Here is a 16,109-nt window from a genome sequence, read left to right on the forward strand (position 1 = left end):
TTCTAATTGATGAGGTGATAAAATTGGGTATTGGTTCAAACAATTGTCTTGACGATCGTCAAGAAAGCATTTTCGCTTCCTTCTCCTTTACTCTTTTCTTTATCCTGCTTAATGTTTCCTGTGAAACCCCTAAAAAGGAGGCTATATACTGTTGAGGTACCCGCTGAAAAAGCTGTCCATTCGTCGAAAGTAATTCCATATACCTTTCTTCGGGTGATTTAGTCACAAATGAGGCTATCATTTGCTGACAAGTTAATAGTTCGTCCTCAACGGCAATCCTTGCCAATACCTCAAACCTTGGATATATCGACAGTAATGTCTCAAGCATGCTTTTATCAAAATGCATCAGTACGGTATCCTCTACTGCTTCAAAGTTCTCTTTGGCTGGCACATTAAACGTATAACTTTCTCCAGCACAAATGAACTTTCCTTCTGTATAGAAAAAAGCTGTTTTATCAACCCCGTCTACATTGTAATAGAGTCTGACACATCCATTCAAAACAAAATAGATCGTTTTTGAAATATTTCCCTCCGAAAAAAATGTCTCATTTTTTCTGTATGTAACAATTGGAACATGGTTTTTCAAAAACAGGGTTTCGTCATTATTTATATCCAGATAATAACTCACTAGCTTTATAAACTTCTCAAACATCACTATGTAGTCAAAAGCTTCAAGGAAGCATTTTTAAGTTTCATTTATCAAAGTGACATGCATGTCACTTCGAATTTCTCAGGTTTTTCTTAACGTCATATAAAGGTAGGCATAGGTATTTATTTGACTTCTATTTCACCGATTAAAGATTTATTATTTATCAGTTTCGTTTAACATTATTTCTATATTTACACATCCATTCCAATCCTCCTCATTATTAGTAAAATATAAGCTCCTCTCCAAAGTGACATACATGTCACTTTGATTTTTTAGAATAACTTTATTCTAATTATTCATTTTTTAGAATATATTTATTCTATATTAGCATCACTTACGAAGTGACATGCATGTCACTTTGCCAAAAATTACGATAACCACAAACAAACTTCCCAAATGGAAACATTGATAAAAGCCATTGCTAAGTTTATTGAAGAGAACCCTGTACTGAATGTCAGTGGTATTGAAATACAAGCGGGTGTTCCAAAAGGAACCTTGCAAAAAGCCCTAGGTGGATTTCAGAAACTGAGCCAGCATAATGCTGAAAAGCTAATGCCCGTTCTTACCCGTTATGGATTCCAATTTGATTCAGGAGCCAAAATCATCAGCATTGCCAATAACAAAGGAGGGGTTGCCAAAACGGCATCAACAGTAAACATTGCAGCAGCAATCGCCAAACAAGGATTAAAGACCTTGATCATAGATATGGACCCACAGGGTTCAGCCAGCCGTCACTTTGGTCAATACGAACTTGAAGTTCAACTTTCAGATTCTTTAAGGGAAAATGCTCCTCTTCCTATTGAACAGATCATGGTAGAAGTAAAGGAGAACCTATGGATCTGTCCATCCAACCTGAACCTAGAAGGACTTCTTTCAGAGATGCAATCTGACGAAGTGGAAGGTAATATGAGGTTGAAAAAAGCACTGATGCCTATCGCTGGAAAGTTTGATTATATCTTTATTGACTGCCCGCCTTCACTGAACCTTTTTACAATCAACAGTCTGATTGCAAGCAATGGTGTACTAGTTCCAGTTCAACCAGAGCCGCACTCTATAGACGGTATTGCCAATATCATGAAAATGATCAATAAGGTCGCGATGGTAAATCCTATACTTAAGGTTGACGGGTTCTTCTTCACTTTGGTAAAAACCAACACAAAATTGCACGAAGGCATGATGGACTCACTTCAGGACATTTACCCGAACATCAAAGTCTATCAAACCAGAATTCGTCACAACATCTCTATTTCTGAGGCTAGCTATGAGGAAAAGGATGTGCTTGCCTATGACTCCTCATCGGCAGGTGCTAAAGATTATACTAACCTTTCAAAAGAACTGATCAATGGCTAAGAGTTTCACCGCAAAAAAACATACACAGAAAAGCACCAATGTTTCTTATGAGATTGCTGAAAAAAAATGGACAGCAAACCCATTGGAACAATTGGCGAACAAGATCAAAATAGATCCAGAACTGCAAGAGTACATTCGTCCGTTACGAGAGGAAGAGTTCCAGCAGTTAAAGAGCAATATTGAGCGTGATGGTGGTTGTCACAAAAGGTTGACAGTCTGGCTGCAGGAAGATGGCTCATACACACTAGTGGATGGTCACCACAGACTACGTGCCTGTACAGAAGGAAGAGCTCCTGAAGAATTCTTGTATTTTGAAGTTCAGGAAATGGAGTTTACCTCAAAGGAAGAGGTAAAGGATTGGATGGATGCTGAGCAACTGGGACGTCGAAATATCTCAATGGAAGAGGTATACTACCACAGAGGCAGACAGTATAACCGTAAAAAAGGTCAACGTGGAGGCAAACAGGAAAAAGGTGAAAACATTGCTGAACAACTTGCTGATAAATTTAAGCTGACTACCCGTACAATTAAACGTAACGGTAATTTTGCGGCAGGTGTAGACAGGCTGCCAAAGGAGTTGCAACTGGAAGTATTGGCAGGAAACAAACCACTTGCCCGTGAACAAGTGGAATACCTCGGACAACACTCAGATATCAGTGTAGAAGAATTCCTTGACCAAATCGCTGCTGAAGCCTCTAAAGTTGAGCAAAAAACTGAACAACCCAAGAAGGTAGTGACGCCCAATAATACGGATGTTCCAAGGTTCGAAAAGTACTTTAAGTCTTCAGACAAACAAGTAGCTTCACTAATCAAGAAAAAGGATACTGATGGGATGAAAGCGCTGAAAGAATATTACCAGCATCAGGCTCAGTTACTTTCGGAAAAACTAAAAGAGCTTGAGTAGTGAATTTATTTAACCAGTCTAAAAACTATTTTTTAGAGAATACCTAATCAACCTGAAAAATGAGTGACTTCGCAGATTACCGTATCGTGAAAAGGGCCAATTCGTGGATTGAGGGGCAGGAAAAAAATAAACTCACATCGCTGGACAAAAAGCTACTGCTATTTGGAATTTCTGAGGCTGACATTGACGAAAATGGCAAATGCTATGCACGATTCTCTTTTCAGCAATTCTTTGGTACCTCCAAGCTTTCAGGAGCAAATTACCGTGATATCCGCAATGCGCATGAACGTTTGCTCGGTACCAACATTATCATGGAAGAAGACCTTGATAAGGGTACTCGTAAGAACCTAAAAGGTATAAACGTCTTTGAGCGTGTTGACATATCGGTACAACTCAAGGAAGCCCAGAAAGATGAGATCGAACAGGATGCAACCAATACGGTAAAGTTCGTATTTACGGACAGTATAAAACCCTATATCATTTACCTGAAAGGAAATTATACCTCATACCTCTATCAAAGTATTCAGAATTTTAGAAGTGAGTTTTCCATTTCTTTATATGAATTGCTGAAAAGAGGTCATGGCAAATACCCACACCGTGACTTTGATGTAGATCAATTCAGAGTCAAGATGGGGGTTGAGAACATCAAGCGCTACAGTGCATATGGTGCCTTGAAAAGGGATGTGATCATGAAAGCCATCAGTGAGATCAATGACAAGTCATTGGACATGTTGGTGGAGTTTCAGGAAATCAAGAAAATCGGAAAGAAGGTAACCCGAATCAGGTTTATCATGTCATACAAGGAAGAGTTTGACAAGACACTTGAAGCCAACTATGAAATGTATGACAAGCAACTTCAGCTTCCATACAAGGAAGAAAGTGTAATGCCCAAGCAAGCACAACCTAATGTAGTAGAGATTGAAGACAGTGGGGACGATATACTACCGGCACCTCCCGTAAGTGCCAGTGTCATTTTGAAAGCTTTCAATGAACTGACGGCAAAAGGCATCAGTGAAAAAGAAGCTTTTGAAATCTTGAAAGGGAAATATCCATCCAACAATATCAAGTTTGCTGGTGAGGAAACAGCTAAATCCGCTCCTAAAAACAAGAAAGCTCGACAGCCGGATAAAGCCAACGTACTATTCCGCATTTTAAGGGGTGGCAGTATCAATTACGCTTTTGATACTGCAGACAAGATTGTCGCCAACTTAAAAAGCAGACAAAAAATTGAGGAATTTACAAAGGTGGTCGAAAAGGTATTGGAAAAAGAAGAAATCAAGAGCAAAAAGGCATATCTAAGCCGAATCCTGAAAGAAGAATACGGGATTGTACTAAAGTAGGCTTTAGAAAAAAACGGAATTGTACGACTCAATCAGAAAAGCAGGCTTTAAGTCTGCTTTTTTGCATTTAGGTAAACAGATCAATAACCCTAATTGCTCAATAAGCACATCATGTGAGAACTAAAATGCGAAGATGTACGAATATTAGAAATGCCCTTCGTACAATTCCGTATAGTAGCTTCGTACAATTCCGCATCATGTTCGTACATATCCGTATCATCTTAGTACATTCTCGTATTATTTTCGTACATATCCGCATTTTTATAGGGTTTAATCATTTGTAAATCAATTGGTTACATCCCTATAAAAGATATAAATAGCTATAATATATAATAAGGCTTATTAATTAAGACTAGATTTTTTCTTAATTCCTTCTAGAATTCTGTTTCATATCCCCATTTCTACATAAGAGAAATGGGATTTCCCAAAATGCGGAAATGTACGAACTGGTAGCTGAAGTTCAGGGTTGATCGTACAATCGTGTATTATTCCTGTCCAAATTCATATTAGGTATTAATATATTGACAAAAAATTCGGAGTTGTACGAATCGACAGTTATAGGCATTCGTACAATTCAGCATTTTTGAAGAGAATAATACAGCTTTGGCGATTGGTTGATAACTATAAGAGCTACTAATAAGGTATTAATAGGGGGGATTTATCAGATAATGCGGAAATGTACGAATGATCAAAAGGAAGGAATACAAATAAAGCAGGAATGGCGATCGTACTATTACGTATATTGGAAGTGACAATGGAAATAATGCGAAATTGTACTAACTGAAATGGAGATGACGTACAATTCCGCTTTTTAGTAGAATGAAAGGTCTGGAAAGTGAAAAAGTGTTGCTACTATTTTGAGGCGAAAATATGGTGTTATTGTGGTTAACAGGGTATTAATACCCTATTAGCAGGCTATTAGTGGGGGAGTAACCGGCTAATAGGGACTAGTTCAGTTTCTTGGTCTTCAGGTCTTCATTGACCATCTCACCAAGGACTTTAACCAGGTAATCAAGTCTGTTACGTTCACGCTCCAGCTCTGTATCTTTCTTGTCAAGTAAGTGTCTCAAGTATTTAATCTCTTCCCTAAGTTGACTTACGAGTTCATCCTTTTCCTTTGCAGAAGTAGTATTACCGGTACTTTCCTGCTTATTACTGGCATCAATCCTGAATTCTTTTAGCGCAAATTCCTTATCAACCATATAGCGAACTTTTCCCTTACCGTATGGTTCCTCTATGATGGTATTATTGGTGTTCCCTTCCTCTTTTAACTTACTGATCCACTTTCTAATAGCTGAATCCGTTCTCCCCACCAGTTTCGCTAATTCACTAACCTTTATATATTTTTTCTCCATCTAAATTCCCGTTTACTCCTGATGTTTACCGATAAAATTCACGATAAATCATCGAGAAAATTTGCGGTAATTCTCCTTAAAGTATATACTTGTATCGCAAAACAAAAAAATACCTTTACCTCTCCGTCGCCAAACATACGAGGTAAAGGTATTTACAGAGACTATAAAATTTTATAATCTATGACAAATGTAAACAAATACCTTGACAAAAGAAGCCTGAAGCCATTCAGAACCTCTCAGTTGTTCTCAAATAGCGAAGAGGAGCAAATGGCAGCCATCAGAGAACAGGATGCTTTGGAAGCTGCGGAACAGGCTATGAAGGAGCCTTCTTTCTTGGAACGTTACCGACTTCGCTTTCAACTATCCAAGGCTTTTACATACTTCTACCATTCTATTTCTTTTCTAACAGCTTGCGCATTTATCGCCTTTATTTCATTTTATCAGTCAGGTATTGGCCTGGATAATTCTGCATATGAAGTGGGAATCGCTTCGGGATGTGCTTTGTTGGCTGTGATGGTGGTATTATACGCCGAAATAACCAAGAAAGAAGTCTCAACTGATTTGTTTAGAAGGTGGCATAGGGGAGGTAAAGTCGTTTCGGGCTGGTGGACAAAACTCTTGCTCCTGACGATTTTCAGTATTTCAGTTAGTGCTTTTGGTGGGTATTTTATTGGTATGGTGTCATCTGATAAAAATGAGGAAATAAGTGCACAGCACCAGACATCTATCTCAAAACTGGAGCGTAATTTTCGAAACAAGGAAAGTCAACTGAAAACAGAAATTGAGTCTATTCGTAACCGGAATGATTACCGGAAGCGCTATTGGAGTGTAAAAGCAAAGGATTATGCTTTTGGAGAGTTGAATGAACTTGGAAAAAAACTGATTGAGCAGAAAGAAAATACCCTTCAAGTTGCTTACCACGCATATCAAAAGCAGAAGGAAGAGATTGACCAACAGTATTCAGCCATCAGAAAATCATCTGAAAATAATAGCTATTATACAGGATTGGCGATGGCCTTGATGGTACTGATTTTGGAGCTAATGAGTATTTACTGCTACCATTTCACTTATTACTATTATGCGAATTTGGCTAAGATCAGTTTGAGTAGGGAAGGAGAGGAAACTCCAGTCGAGCATATAGCAACGACCCAACCAGATACATTTCAGACTCAATACAGGCTACAAGATGCAAAGCCATTTGCCAATGAGACAGAACGGGAAAATCGGAATGCCATTGGATTTACTTTTTCAAACCATAATCAGGAATTACCGACAGCAAAACGACAACCTGTATATAAGGAGGTCAAAGCAGAGGATACAGAAAGTGCCGCTTACTTTTACTGGAAAACAAGACCCCAACTTTGTGAAGACCTGATTAGACAATCAAAAGGACAGCTTGTCATTACAAATAGGGAGCTGGCTACTATCCATCAGTGTTCCATGTCGACAGTAGGAAATGCCAGAAGGGCAGTAGTAAAGGTGGAGTTAGCTGAAGAGAAGTTTGAAGAAGAGTACCCAGTAGTGTAAGGTATACTGGGTACCGTTAGTCTTAATATAAAAGACCAAATGCCCATAGCGGCAAGATATTTCCTTCTCCAGCTTCAATATTATCCTTTACAACATAGGCATTGTCTATTCCGGAGATCTGTTTGGTCTTTTTGCTTTTGCCACCTATTTCAAATGTCAGCTGATGGTCAACCAGAAAATCAGCAGCCTTGGAGGCTTCTACCTGATGTTTTACATTCAGTTGGGAGAAAAAGAAAGTTTCCCGAATATTTCCAATATCAGGTAGCCCATCTGCTAAAGCATACATCAGGTTGGTGTTTTGCAGAAAAAGCTTTTCCAGTTTTCTGAGTGCACCAATACCTTCCGGAGGATAGCTTAACCCTTTCGTCAAATCCGCTTTTTCAAGGAATGCCATATAATCAGCCAAAGCAGGTCTGCTGGCTCCGATGGCTTCAGCCAATTTGGTTTGGTTTGGTTTAAAAGGGACACTTCGGGAGATTACATGCAGTAATCTTTTTAGTTTTGCAGCAGTAGAAGCAGGTAAATTGGCAAATTGAGGAATATCGACCTCTAACATGGTTGTTACCACACCTCTTAGTCGAATGTCATAATTTCCTTCAGAAAAAAATGGATAATACCCCTCTTTCAGATAGGTTTCAAAATGTGCCAATGGCTTGAGAGAAGTGTTCAGCAAGACTTTTTCAGTATACTGATGTTCCAATACTTCCTGTAAGGGAATGACCGGTAATTGAGCCACCTCTTTCAATGTCAGGTATTCCCGAAATGACAAGCCAAACATATGATAGGGGATAACCCTGCGACTTAAGTCAGCATACCCTTTATAGATATCCAAAATGGATGACCCCGTAAATACAACTTTTAGGTTAGGTAGGTAATCATAGATATCCTTCAGCTCCTGAGACCAGTTTTCATACTTGTGGATTTCATCCAGATACAAATACTTTCCTCCTTTAGCTTCAAAGTCTGTAGCCAACTCAAGCAATCCATTCTCTGAAAAATACAGATCGTCTGCTTTGGCATACAGTGCTTCATCCAACTTGTGTTCCATCTTGATACGCTGCAGCAGCATGGTTGTTTTGCCGACGCCTCTTGCTCCAACAATGGCTATCATCCTGCTACTCCAGTCAACTTCCTGATATAAGTATCGGACAAATCTGGTATCTGTATGGCGAAGTAAATTCACCAGCTGGTTTCTAAGTTTTTGCATATTGTAAACTCTATCTTTCACTTATATGTAAAAGTGTAAAATGCAATTTACAATATTAGGGGTGATTTGTAATGTATGACTAACTTTTTTGCTGTGAAAGTTTAAAAAGAAGCTAGATGAAATACCTCTCTGAGCTGATTTCAAATATCAGGTTATTAGCATTTTCATTATCATGCTTGTTACTGTTTAAGCTAAAATGATGCTTTACCAATAGCTGCTTGGAGGACTCGTTCCGGTAATCTGTACATGCTTCGATACAGTCTAGTTTTAATATATTAAAGCCATACTCCAATATACTTTTCAATGCTTCAGACATGTAGCCATGTTTTTGGTATTTAGGGTGTAGATCATAGCCTACTTCAGCAGTCTTTTTGTCTTCTGAAAAATTCCAAAGACAGATTGAGCCGATCATTTCGGTAGTGCCTTTTAATGAAATACACCAGTAAATGGACCTATCTTTTGAAACCTCATTAGAAATTCTCTCAATAAATGCATCAGCATCTGCAAGGCTTTTAGGAGTTGGCCTTTGAACAAATTGATTGACAGTTGGGTCCGACCTTAGGTAAAAAACAACTTCACGGTCTGAGCTTTGTAATTGTCTGAGTAAAAGTCTTTCGGTAACTAATTCTGGAAAAGGAGAGAATATCACAGTATCAAAAATTTAGCAGGTTTGTGCATATTTTACACCAACCTGAGTAGGACAATGTTTTGTAAAAGCAAATTGAAAAATACGATTTAAGGAGGGAAGTTTATAGAAAAAAACTTCCCAAAATCATCAAAGGTTAGACCTCTTGTACAGTATTCTCATCTTTTAGTAGCCAATCCCTTGCTTCATTTTCTGTAATGAAAGACTCGATTTGAAAGCGTAACGATATGTTGAGCGCTTTTAACTCATCAAAAAGGTGTTGGATATAGTCAATAGCCAACTCATTATTATTCGAAATGTATACAATCTTTCGGATACTGGATTTATCAAGAACCTTCAAAAGGAGTGAGGCATTTCGGACAATATCAATAATTGGTATTTCTAATGATAATGAAGTCAGGTCTATAACCCAATAAGAAGGCAAATACCGCTCAATACAGTGACACATTGTGTCAAGTTCCTTTAGGTAATCAGCCTTTGAAATGAATTTTTTGTCGAAATGGTACCGAGATGTTAAAATTTGAAGATCTGGTTCAAAGTAGTGAATGCGAAATTTTGATTGGGTTGAATTCATGATAGTCTGTGTTAAGTAGGCGAATTATTAAAATAAGAATTGCATTAGTATTGACACTTTGATAACGAATATATTCAACTTCTTTAAAGTCTCAAACATATTCATATATCTAGATTTATAATTATTTGACTGATTATCAGAATTGTAAAGGGTGAACTTAATAGGTTAAATAATCACCTTTGAGGAGGTGTTATAGGGTAAAATTTTTATTAATCCTTATCTTTGCACCTTTATCATTATCAGCTATTTGGAAAACACTTCATACTAAATCGGATATACTTGGAAATTCAGCCAGCTTTTTTTACGCTATCTGGTATGCTGATGCAGCTTTGCCATAATTTTTTGAAAGATCTTTTATTGATAGGGACATTACTTTGCCTCTGTTCTGTTGCGTACGCTCAGGAAGTAAGCATTACGGTGTTATCAAAACAGGATTTGAAAGAAGTTGCTGGTGTCGCTATAATGGTGGATGGAAAGTATCAGGCAAGCACAGATGAGTATGGAAATGCAACGCTACATTTAGCTGAAAATAGCGCTATTCTAAGCTTGAAGCATTTGGCATTTACCCCATTGGCTGATACCATATATGCGAATCAACATGCTTATCAATTTTATCTGATTCCCAATGATAGAATGCTGGCGGATGTGGAGGTGGCTGCACCTAAAGCCTTGGTTCTTCAAGAAAAACTGGTGCTGAAGGAAGAGCTGGAAAGTAACCTGCAATCGACTTTGGCACAAACCATCTCTCATATTCCAGGTGTAAATATCATCAGTATGGGTACGGGAGTGAGCAAACCGGTTATTCGAGGACTGTTCAATAACCGTGTTTTGGTGATGGAGAATGGGCTGAAAAAAGAGATGCAGCAGTGGGGGAGTGATCATGGCCTGATGGTAGACCCACAGATTGTGGATGAGTTATCCATCATCAAAGGAGCTCATGTCTTAAAGTATGGTGCAGACGGTATTGGAGGGGTAATAGACCTGAAAACGTTGCAGATGCCTGAGCAGCCCTTTGAAGGGAGTGTCTCGACTTCGTATAAAAGTGTGAATCAGGAGGTGTCCTCGGCGGCTTCCATTAAGTGGAAAAAACAGCGAGTTTTTGGACAGGTGAGCCTTTCGGGGATGAGTTTTGCTGATTACCGTGTACCGTCAACATCATTTCAGTACAATGAATATGTATTGCCGATTTATGGACAGCGATTAAAAAATACGGCAGGAGATCGATATAACTTGCAGGCAAGCGTCGGGTTGAGACTTGATAAAATGCAGTGGCAAGTAAGCTTGGGTAATTATCAGGAAACAGTAGGGATCTTTATTGGCGCACATGGTGTCCCTAGAGAGGAACAGCTTGTAGATGATGGCGATTACCGAAATACAGAGATGCCATTGCAGGAAAATACCCATAGGCAGCTGAGTGCTCATGGTATTCTGACGGTTTCTGAAAATACTACTTGGGAATTGGATGCAGGGTGGCAGCGTAACATTCGGTTGGAGAAAGGTTTGCCTCACCATAACAATATTGACCTGAGTGTAGCTGATCCGTTTTTGGAAAACGGGCTTCAGTTGGATACTTATGCCTTCAATACAAGGTTGGTACATGAGCGGGAAAAACTGGAACTGGTAGTAGGGTTATCAGGTAGTCATAAGGACCATCAGCGTGATGGGTACGAATTTCTGATTCCTGATTACAGAAAAAATGATGGAGGTTTGTACCTCTATGGAGATTACCATATTACAGAGAGTTGGAAGGTAAATGCAGGGTTAAGGTACGATGTAGCATTCCTGAAGTATGATGCATTTGAGATGCCTCAGCGTGATGATGAGGGTACAATAACAGGCTATCAGCGTAGGGCAGAAGACTATCGGAGCTATTTCCATAATTTGTCTTGGGTAGTTGGGACACAGCGCAAATGGGATCATATGGTCACGGAAGTAACTTTAGGAAAAATCTTCCGAACACCTGAGATCAACGAGGTAGGCATCAATGGTATCCATCACGGTACTTTCCGACACGAATGGGGAAATCGTAATTTAAGCCCAGAATCAGGGTATCAGTTGGACTTGGCTTGGCAGTTAACCAAAAGAGGATTCAGCTTTTCAGCCTCTCCATTTCTTAATTACTTTACCAATTTTATATACCTGAAACCTTCAGGCAGCTTTTTGGCTCCGGGAGTGACGAAGCCTTTGCCAGGAGCAGGACAGGTATATACTTATGTAGAAAGCGAGACACTTCATACAGGATTTGAGGTGAGCTTAAGACAGCAACTGACACAAAATTGGGCATTGCTGCAAACAGGTGAATATGTGTGGCATCAGAATTTACAGACCAAAACGCCTATACCTTTTACCCCTCCATTTTCAGCCACTTTAGAGTTGGAATACATAAAGTCAATTGCTTCAGACTGGTTGAAGAAAGTTAAGGGAAACTTGCGTTATCGCTGGACTGCTGCTCAAGAACGTGTAGACAGGAATGAGTATACAACCGAGGGATACCATTTGCTTGACTTGAATACGGAAGCTACGATGCGGATGGGCGGAATACCTTTGCAGTTGAGGTTTGCTGTGAATAATATGTTGGATACGGAATACATGAATCACCTTAGCCGTTACCGTATTTTGAACTTACCTGAACCTGGAAGAAACTATACTGTGTCTTTAAAAATAGGCTTGAACAAACAGGCATAGCGTGATGAGAATTATACTAGTCATAAGTTTTGTATGTCTTTACTTCATTTCCTCCATACGACCTTTGGTTGTTTTGGCTGAGGACTGGTTGGCGCATACTTTCTGGCTGGTAGCCCATTACCATTCTCACCACCATTCACATGGGCATGACCACGTTATTCAGGAACTTAAAGAAGACCCACATACCTCACATGCTCAGAAAGATACTTCTGACAAGGAGAAAAAGAAAGAGGTAGAAAAAGATAAAGAAATCAGCCGAGAGGCTGAAACCATGTTACTGACCCAACTACTGACCGAAAACAAGAAAGAGCGAGTGCCTTTGTATCTAGGAAACTGGAAAAAAGGGTTTGCTCTTATATTTACGCCCCCTCCTGAGTTCATGCTGTGTAAATAATGCGGAACACATTTTTTAAAGAATTTAATTACACAGCTAACATGAAATTTTTAAAGCTAAGCAGTATTGCCTTACTGCTGTTTGCCTTTGCGGCATGCAGTGAAAGTGAGGAGGTGGATGTCGTACGTCCTGAAATTAAGTCGTTTTCAATCAACGGAAGCCGTGAAAACGTAAGGGTTGAAGCAGGTGAAACTGTAAACCTTACCTACCGCGTTACGGATGATCAGGCACTTTCTGAAGTAAAGTTCTATATCCATAATGGATTTGATGGACATGTGCATCCTTCTTCAAGAATATCGGCAGATGCGCCAGTTCCTTTTACCTTGAATGAGGTAGTAAAAGTGAATGGTACTGAAGATGAAAACACTTACTCTTTTACCATTCCTGCAAACACAGCAGCAGGTCCTTACCATGTAAAGATGGATTTGATCGATCAGGAAGGCAATGAGGCTGAGTTTATTGAACTGCTGATGGAAGTGTATACCAGCTCTCAACCTGAACTTACAGTAAGTACTCCTCAGGAAGGACAGGTTTTGGCATTGGAGATGGGGGACAGCTTTGAGATTAAAGGTGAAGCTGCTGATGCAGAAGGAATCTGGGAAATCCATATTGACCTGCTGAAAAAGCATGACAACCACGCTTCAGGACGTGTGGCGCACGAAGGAGCTGTTCTGACCAATGATATTGTGGAATGTAAAGGTGAATTGACCTATACGATTGACCATATTTTCACAATTGAAACGGAAGATGGCAGTGACTTGGAGCCGGGTGAGTATGAGCTTCAAATCAAAGTATGGGATAATGATGCCCAAGTGGAAGACTGGGACGGTGATGGCAACGTAAAAGTTGTTTATCGTGATATTATCTTGAAGTAATAATCCTTTTGGATAACTTGATATTAAGCGGCACAGGAAACTGTGTCGCTTTTTTTGGTTAGCCCAAATAAAAAAACTCCAAAGCCCATAAAGGACATTGGAGTCAGTAAATATGAAATCAGCTGTTTCAGCTGAGTAACTCGAATAGTGTTACACCTAGAATCAGCACTAATATCCCTCCCCAAATGATGCGGGTAGACCATTTTTGCCATCCTGAAGGTTGGTCGTTTTGGCAACAACTTTTCATTGTATTGTCTCTTTTACTGTGCCACAAGTTAGCATTGATGCCCCAAAGTAAGGATTTTTGATTTCTTTCGAAGTGCTGAGCCAATAAGCCCCTTTGTTGTTCATGGCCATAGGACAGTACTGTTGGTATAATGTCACCTTAGAAGAAGCACCTTTTGCTATTTCATAAATATGGTTAGAAAGTGTATTGAAGTGGTCTCTCTGGTGTTTTACATCCTTGGTTTCGGCAATATGCTCAGCATCAAATAGTATTTTTTGGGCAAGTTCTCCTTCCATTTCCTGAATAGCATTCACCAGTTGTTTGGCAGCTGTGTTTGCCTTCTCTCCATCACTTTCCACCAATGCATCCTTGATAGATAAATAGGCAGCTAACGGATCATCGGATACTATTGTGTTTTCTGAAGTGGAGTGTAACATACTTTCAGAATGGTTATGTGCTGAATGATCTTGTTTGTCAGATGTTTGCGTGTTGCAAGCAATCGTTCCAACCATAATACCAGCTGTCAATACAGTTTGAAATAAAGTTTTCATGTGAGTTTAGATTTAGTGTGATTATTAATTGATAAACAGTAGGAGAGGACCTTAATTCAAAGTCATTTTTACCTCACCACAAGTCAGCATGGAAGCCCCGAAATAGGGATTCTTCACCGTACTGTCCAGACTGAGCCAGTCAGCTCCTTTGTTATTGTCAGCCATGGGGCAATGCTGTACATACATCGTACCGCTACCACTCATCAGGGACTGGGCCAAGCCTATCATCTGTTCAGATACAGGCAGGAATATTTTCCTGACCTCCTCTATAGACTGAGTATGCCCAATATGTTCTAAGGATTTGGACAGCTTTTCTGAGTAGGCCATCCAACGGTGATGTGCTTCTCCTTTGAAGAGTTTCATGTCCACCTTACCAATAGCAGCAGAGAATTTCATTCCCACATCTTTTGCCTTTTTGAAATCGTCATTTACCAAGGCATCTTTCATCTCGAAGTATTGGACAGCCAACTGATCGAGTTCTTTCAATGCACCATCATTGATTGCCAATGGCACAATCTCATCTTCGGGTTTCAGGTCCATTTTTCCTCCGTGGTCATGTCCCGTCATGGGCTGTCCGCCTTCAGGCATCATCATGCTAGGTTTACCTGCCAACTGGGCTGCCGCATCAATGCTGAAAGTACCGCTTACGGCAATTTCCTCTCCGTTTTTCAAACCTTCCTTCACTAGATAGTTTTCACCTAAAGAAGGTCCTAGCGTGACCGTTCTCATCTGGAAGGCAATCCCTTTGTCTGAGGTAGTTTTGACATAAACAACTGAGCGTTTTCCTGTCCACATTACGGCAGTTTTTGGAATGGAAATGGCCTCATTTTCCTGTCTGATCTTGGCACTGACAGTACCTGTGACAAACATTTCAGGTTTCAGTTCCTGATTCGGGTTAGGAATTGAGGTTCTTGCCTGTGCCACCCTTGTTTTGGCATCAATGATGGGATCTATATAATCTATGGTTCCTTCAAAAGATTTACCTGGAAGGGAAGCAACCACAAAAGATACCTTGTCCCCTTTCTTGACCCAAGGAAGATCAGACTCATAAACATCCAGCAGTACCCATACTCTGGAAAGGTTAGCGATTTCGTAAAGTACAGCCCCTTCCATGATATGATCTCCGGCATTGATTTTTTTCTCCATCACGTAGCCAGAGTAATCAGATAACACAGGAAAAGAAGTTTCCGGTTTTCCCAAAGACAGTATTCGGTCAATCTGACGGTCAGTCAGTTTCCAGTTCTTCAGCTTTTCCTTGGCTGCCTTGAAAAGCTGTGGCTGGCTGTCCTTTATTTTCTGTGCTTCAAAAAGCTCCTGTTGCGCAGTCACCAGTTCAGGCGAGTAGATATAGGCAATAGGTTTTCCTCTATTGACCTTTTCCCCTGTGAAGTTGATCATTAGTCGCTCGATTCTTCCCGGCATATGAGAGGTCTGTGAATAGACCATTCGTTCATCGGCCTGTACCTTACCATTCAGACGTACGGTCTTGTCAGGTGCCGTATTCCCTACCATGGCAGTCTGTACATTCGCCAGCTGCATCGCCGTTGGAGACATATTGATGGCCATCGGATCCTCATGTCCTTCCGATTCTGAAAGCGGAATCAGTTCCATGCCACAGATGGGGCAGTCGCCCGGTTCTGATTGCCTGATCTGCGGATGCATGGAGCAAGTCCATACCTGTCCTTTTTCTTTATTAGCCGTACTGTGATCGTGATTTGTTTCATTGGAACCTCCAAATATCAGCCAGCCAAGCAATAGCCCAATTAACAAGGTGACGGTACCAATGGTGATTGAAGTTTTTATGTCTGTTCTCATAATTTCAAAGC

General features: G+C 40.0%; 14 protein-coding genes. 7 read left to right on the plus strand and 7 right to left on the minus strand.

What is annotated here, in order from left to right:
* Positions 1-58 precede the first annotated feature (58 nt).
* Positions 59-652, minus strand: coding sequence for a Crp/Fnr family transcriptional regulator (locus tag V6R21_RS05245; protein WP_334241523.1), 594 nt, complete (start codon positions 650-652; stop codon positions 59-61).
* Between the two features lie 393 nt (positions 653-1,045).
* Here V6R21_RS05245 and V6R21_RS05250 point away from each other — a divergent pair, with 393 nt between their 5' ends.
* From V6R21_RS05250 to V6R21_RS05260, 3 genes are read left to right on the plus strand one after another with little or no spacing between them, the layout of a single operon-like run.
* Positions 1,046-1,999 (plus strand): ParA family protein, encoded by a 954-nt coding sequence (locus V6R21_RS05250; RefSeq protein ID WP_334241525.1) that lies wholly within the window; start codon positions 1,046-1,048, stop codon positions 1,997-1,999.
* A complete protein-coding gene (locus V6R21_RS05255) occupies positions 1,992-2,903 on the plus strand; it encodes a ParB/Srx family N-terminal domain-containing protein (RefSeq protein WP_334241527.1) in 912 nt (303 codons plus the stop codon). The genes V6R21_RS05250 and V6R21_RS05255 overlap by 8 nt, the downstream gene beginning before the upstream one ends.
* A 59-nt stretch (positions 2,904-2,962) precedes the next feature.
* On the plus strand, positions 2,963-4,243 hold the full coding sequence (locus V6R21_RS05260; protein WP_334241529.1) for a replication initiation protein: 1,281 nt from the start codon (positions 2,963-2,965) through the stop codon (positions 4,241-4,243).
* Positions 4,244-5,190: 947 nt separating this feature from the next.
* Here the strand turns inward: V6R21_RS05260 and V6R21_RS05265 are convergent.
* Complete coding sequence (locus V6R21_RS05265; protein WP_334241531.1) at positions 5,191-5,598, minus strand: hypothetical protein; 408 nt, start codon at positions 5,596-5,598, stop codon at positions 5,191-5,193.
* A 180-nt stretch (positions 5,599-5,778) separates the two neighbouring features.
* Here V6R21_RS05265 and V6R21_RS05270 point away from each other — a divergent pair, with 180 nt between their 5' ends.
* Positions 5,779-7,125: a hypothetical protein gene (locus V6R21_RS05270; RefSeq protein WP_334241533.1), complete on the plus strand. Its 1,347-nt coding sequence runs from the start codon at positions 5,779-5,781 to the stop codon at positions 7,123-7,125.
* 22 nt (positions 7,126-7,147) lie between these two features.
* Here the strand turns inward: V6R21_RS05270 and V6R21_RS05275 are convergent, their stop codons facing one another.
* From V6R21_RS05275 to V6R21_RS05285, 3 genes are all read right to left on the minus strand, one after another.
* On the minus strand, positions 7,148-8,332 hold the full coding sequence (locus tag V6R21_RS05275) for an ATP-binding protein (protein WP_334241534.1): 1,185 nt from the start codon (positions 8,330-8,332) through the stop codon (positions 7,148-7,150).
* A gap of 112 nt (positions 8,333-8,444) precedes the next feature.
* Complete coding sequence (locus V6R21_RS05280) at positions 8,445-8,981, minus strand: GNAT family N-acetyltransferase (protein ID WP_334241536.1); 537 nt, start codon at positions 8,979-8,981, stop codon at positions 8,445-8,447.
* A gap of 133 nt (positions 8,982-9,114) precedes the next feature.
* Entirely contained in the window at positions 9,115-9,426 is a 312-nt protein-coding gene (locus V6R21_RS05285) for a hypothetical protein (protein WP_334241537.1), read from the minus strand.
* Positions 9,427-9,831: 405 nt separating this feature from the next.
* Between V6R21_RS05285 and V6R21_RS05290 the strand changes: the two genes are divergently transcribed.
* The 3 genes from V6R21_RS05290 to V6R21_RS05300 are packed head-to-tail and all read left to right on the plus strand — an operon-like array spanning position 9,832 to position 13,506.
* Complete coding sequence (locus tag V6R21_RS05290; protein WP_334241540.1) at positions 9,832-12,237, plus strand: TonB-dependent receptor; 2,406 nt, start codon at positions 9,832-9,834, stop codon at positions 12,235-12,237.
* A gap of 4 nt (positions 12,238-12,241) precedes the next feature.
* Positions 12,242-12,631: a hypothetical protein gene (locus tag V6R21_RS05295; protein WP_334241542.1), complete on the plus strand. Its 390-nt coding sequence runs from the start codon at positions 12,242-12,244 to the stop codon at positions 12,629-12,631.
* 41 nt (positions 12,632-12,672) lie between these two features.
* Positions 12,673-13,506 carry a DUF4625 domain-containing protein gene (locus V6R21_RS05300; RefSeq protein WP_334241544.1) on the plus strand — a complete coding sequence of 278 codons (834 nt, stop codon included), beginning with the start codon at positions 12,673-12,675 and terminating at the stop codon, positions 13,504-13,506.
* Positions 13,507-13,749: 243 nt separating this feature from the next.
* Here V6R21_RS05300 and V6R21_RS05305 read toward each other — a convergent pair whose 3' ends face one another.
* Positions 13,750-14,283 carry a DUF3347 domain-containing protein gene (locus tag V6R21_RS05305; RefSeq protein WP_334241546.1) on the minus strand — a complete coding sequence of 178 codons (534 nt, stop codon included), beginning with the start codon at positions 14,281-14,283 and terminating at the stop codon, positions 13,750-13,752.
* A 51-nt stretch (positions 14,284-14,334) separates the two neighbouring features.
* A complete protein-coding gene (locus V6R21_RS05310; protein ID WP_334241548.1) occupies positions 14,335-16,098 on the minus strand; it encodes an efflux RND transporter periplasmic adaptor subunit in 1,764 nt (587 codons plus the stop codon).
* Positions 16,099-16,109: the final 11 nt, after the last annotated feature.

The organism is Limibacter armeniacum (genome assembly GCF_036880985.1).
Lineage (GTDB): Bacteria > Bacteroidota > Bacteroidia > Cytophagales > Flammeovirgaceae > Limibacter > Limibacter armeniacum.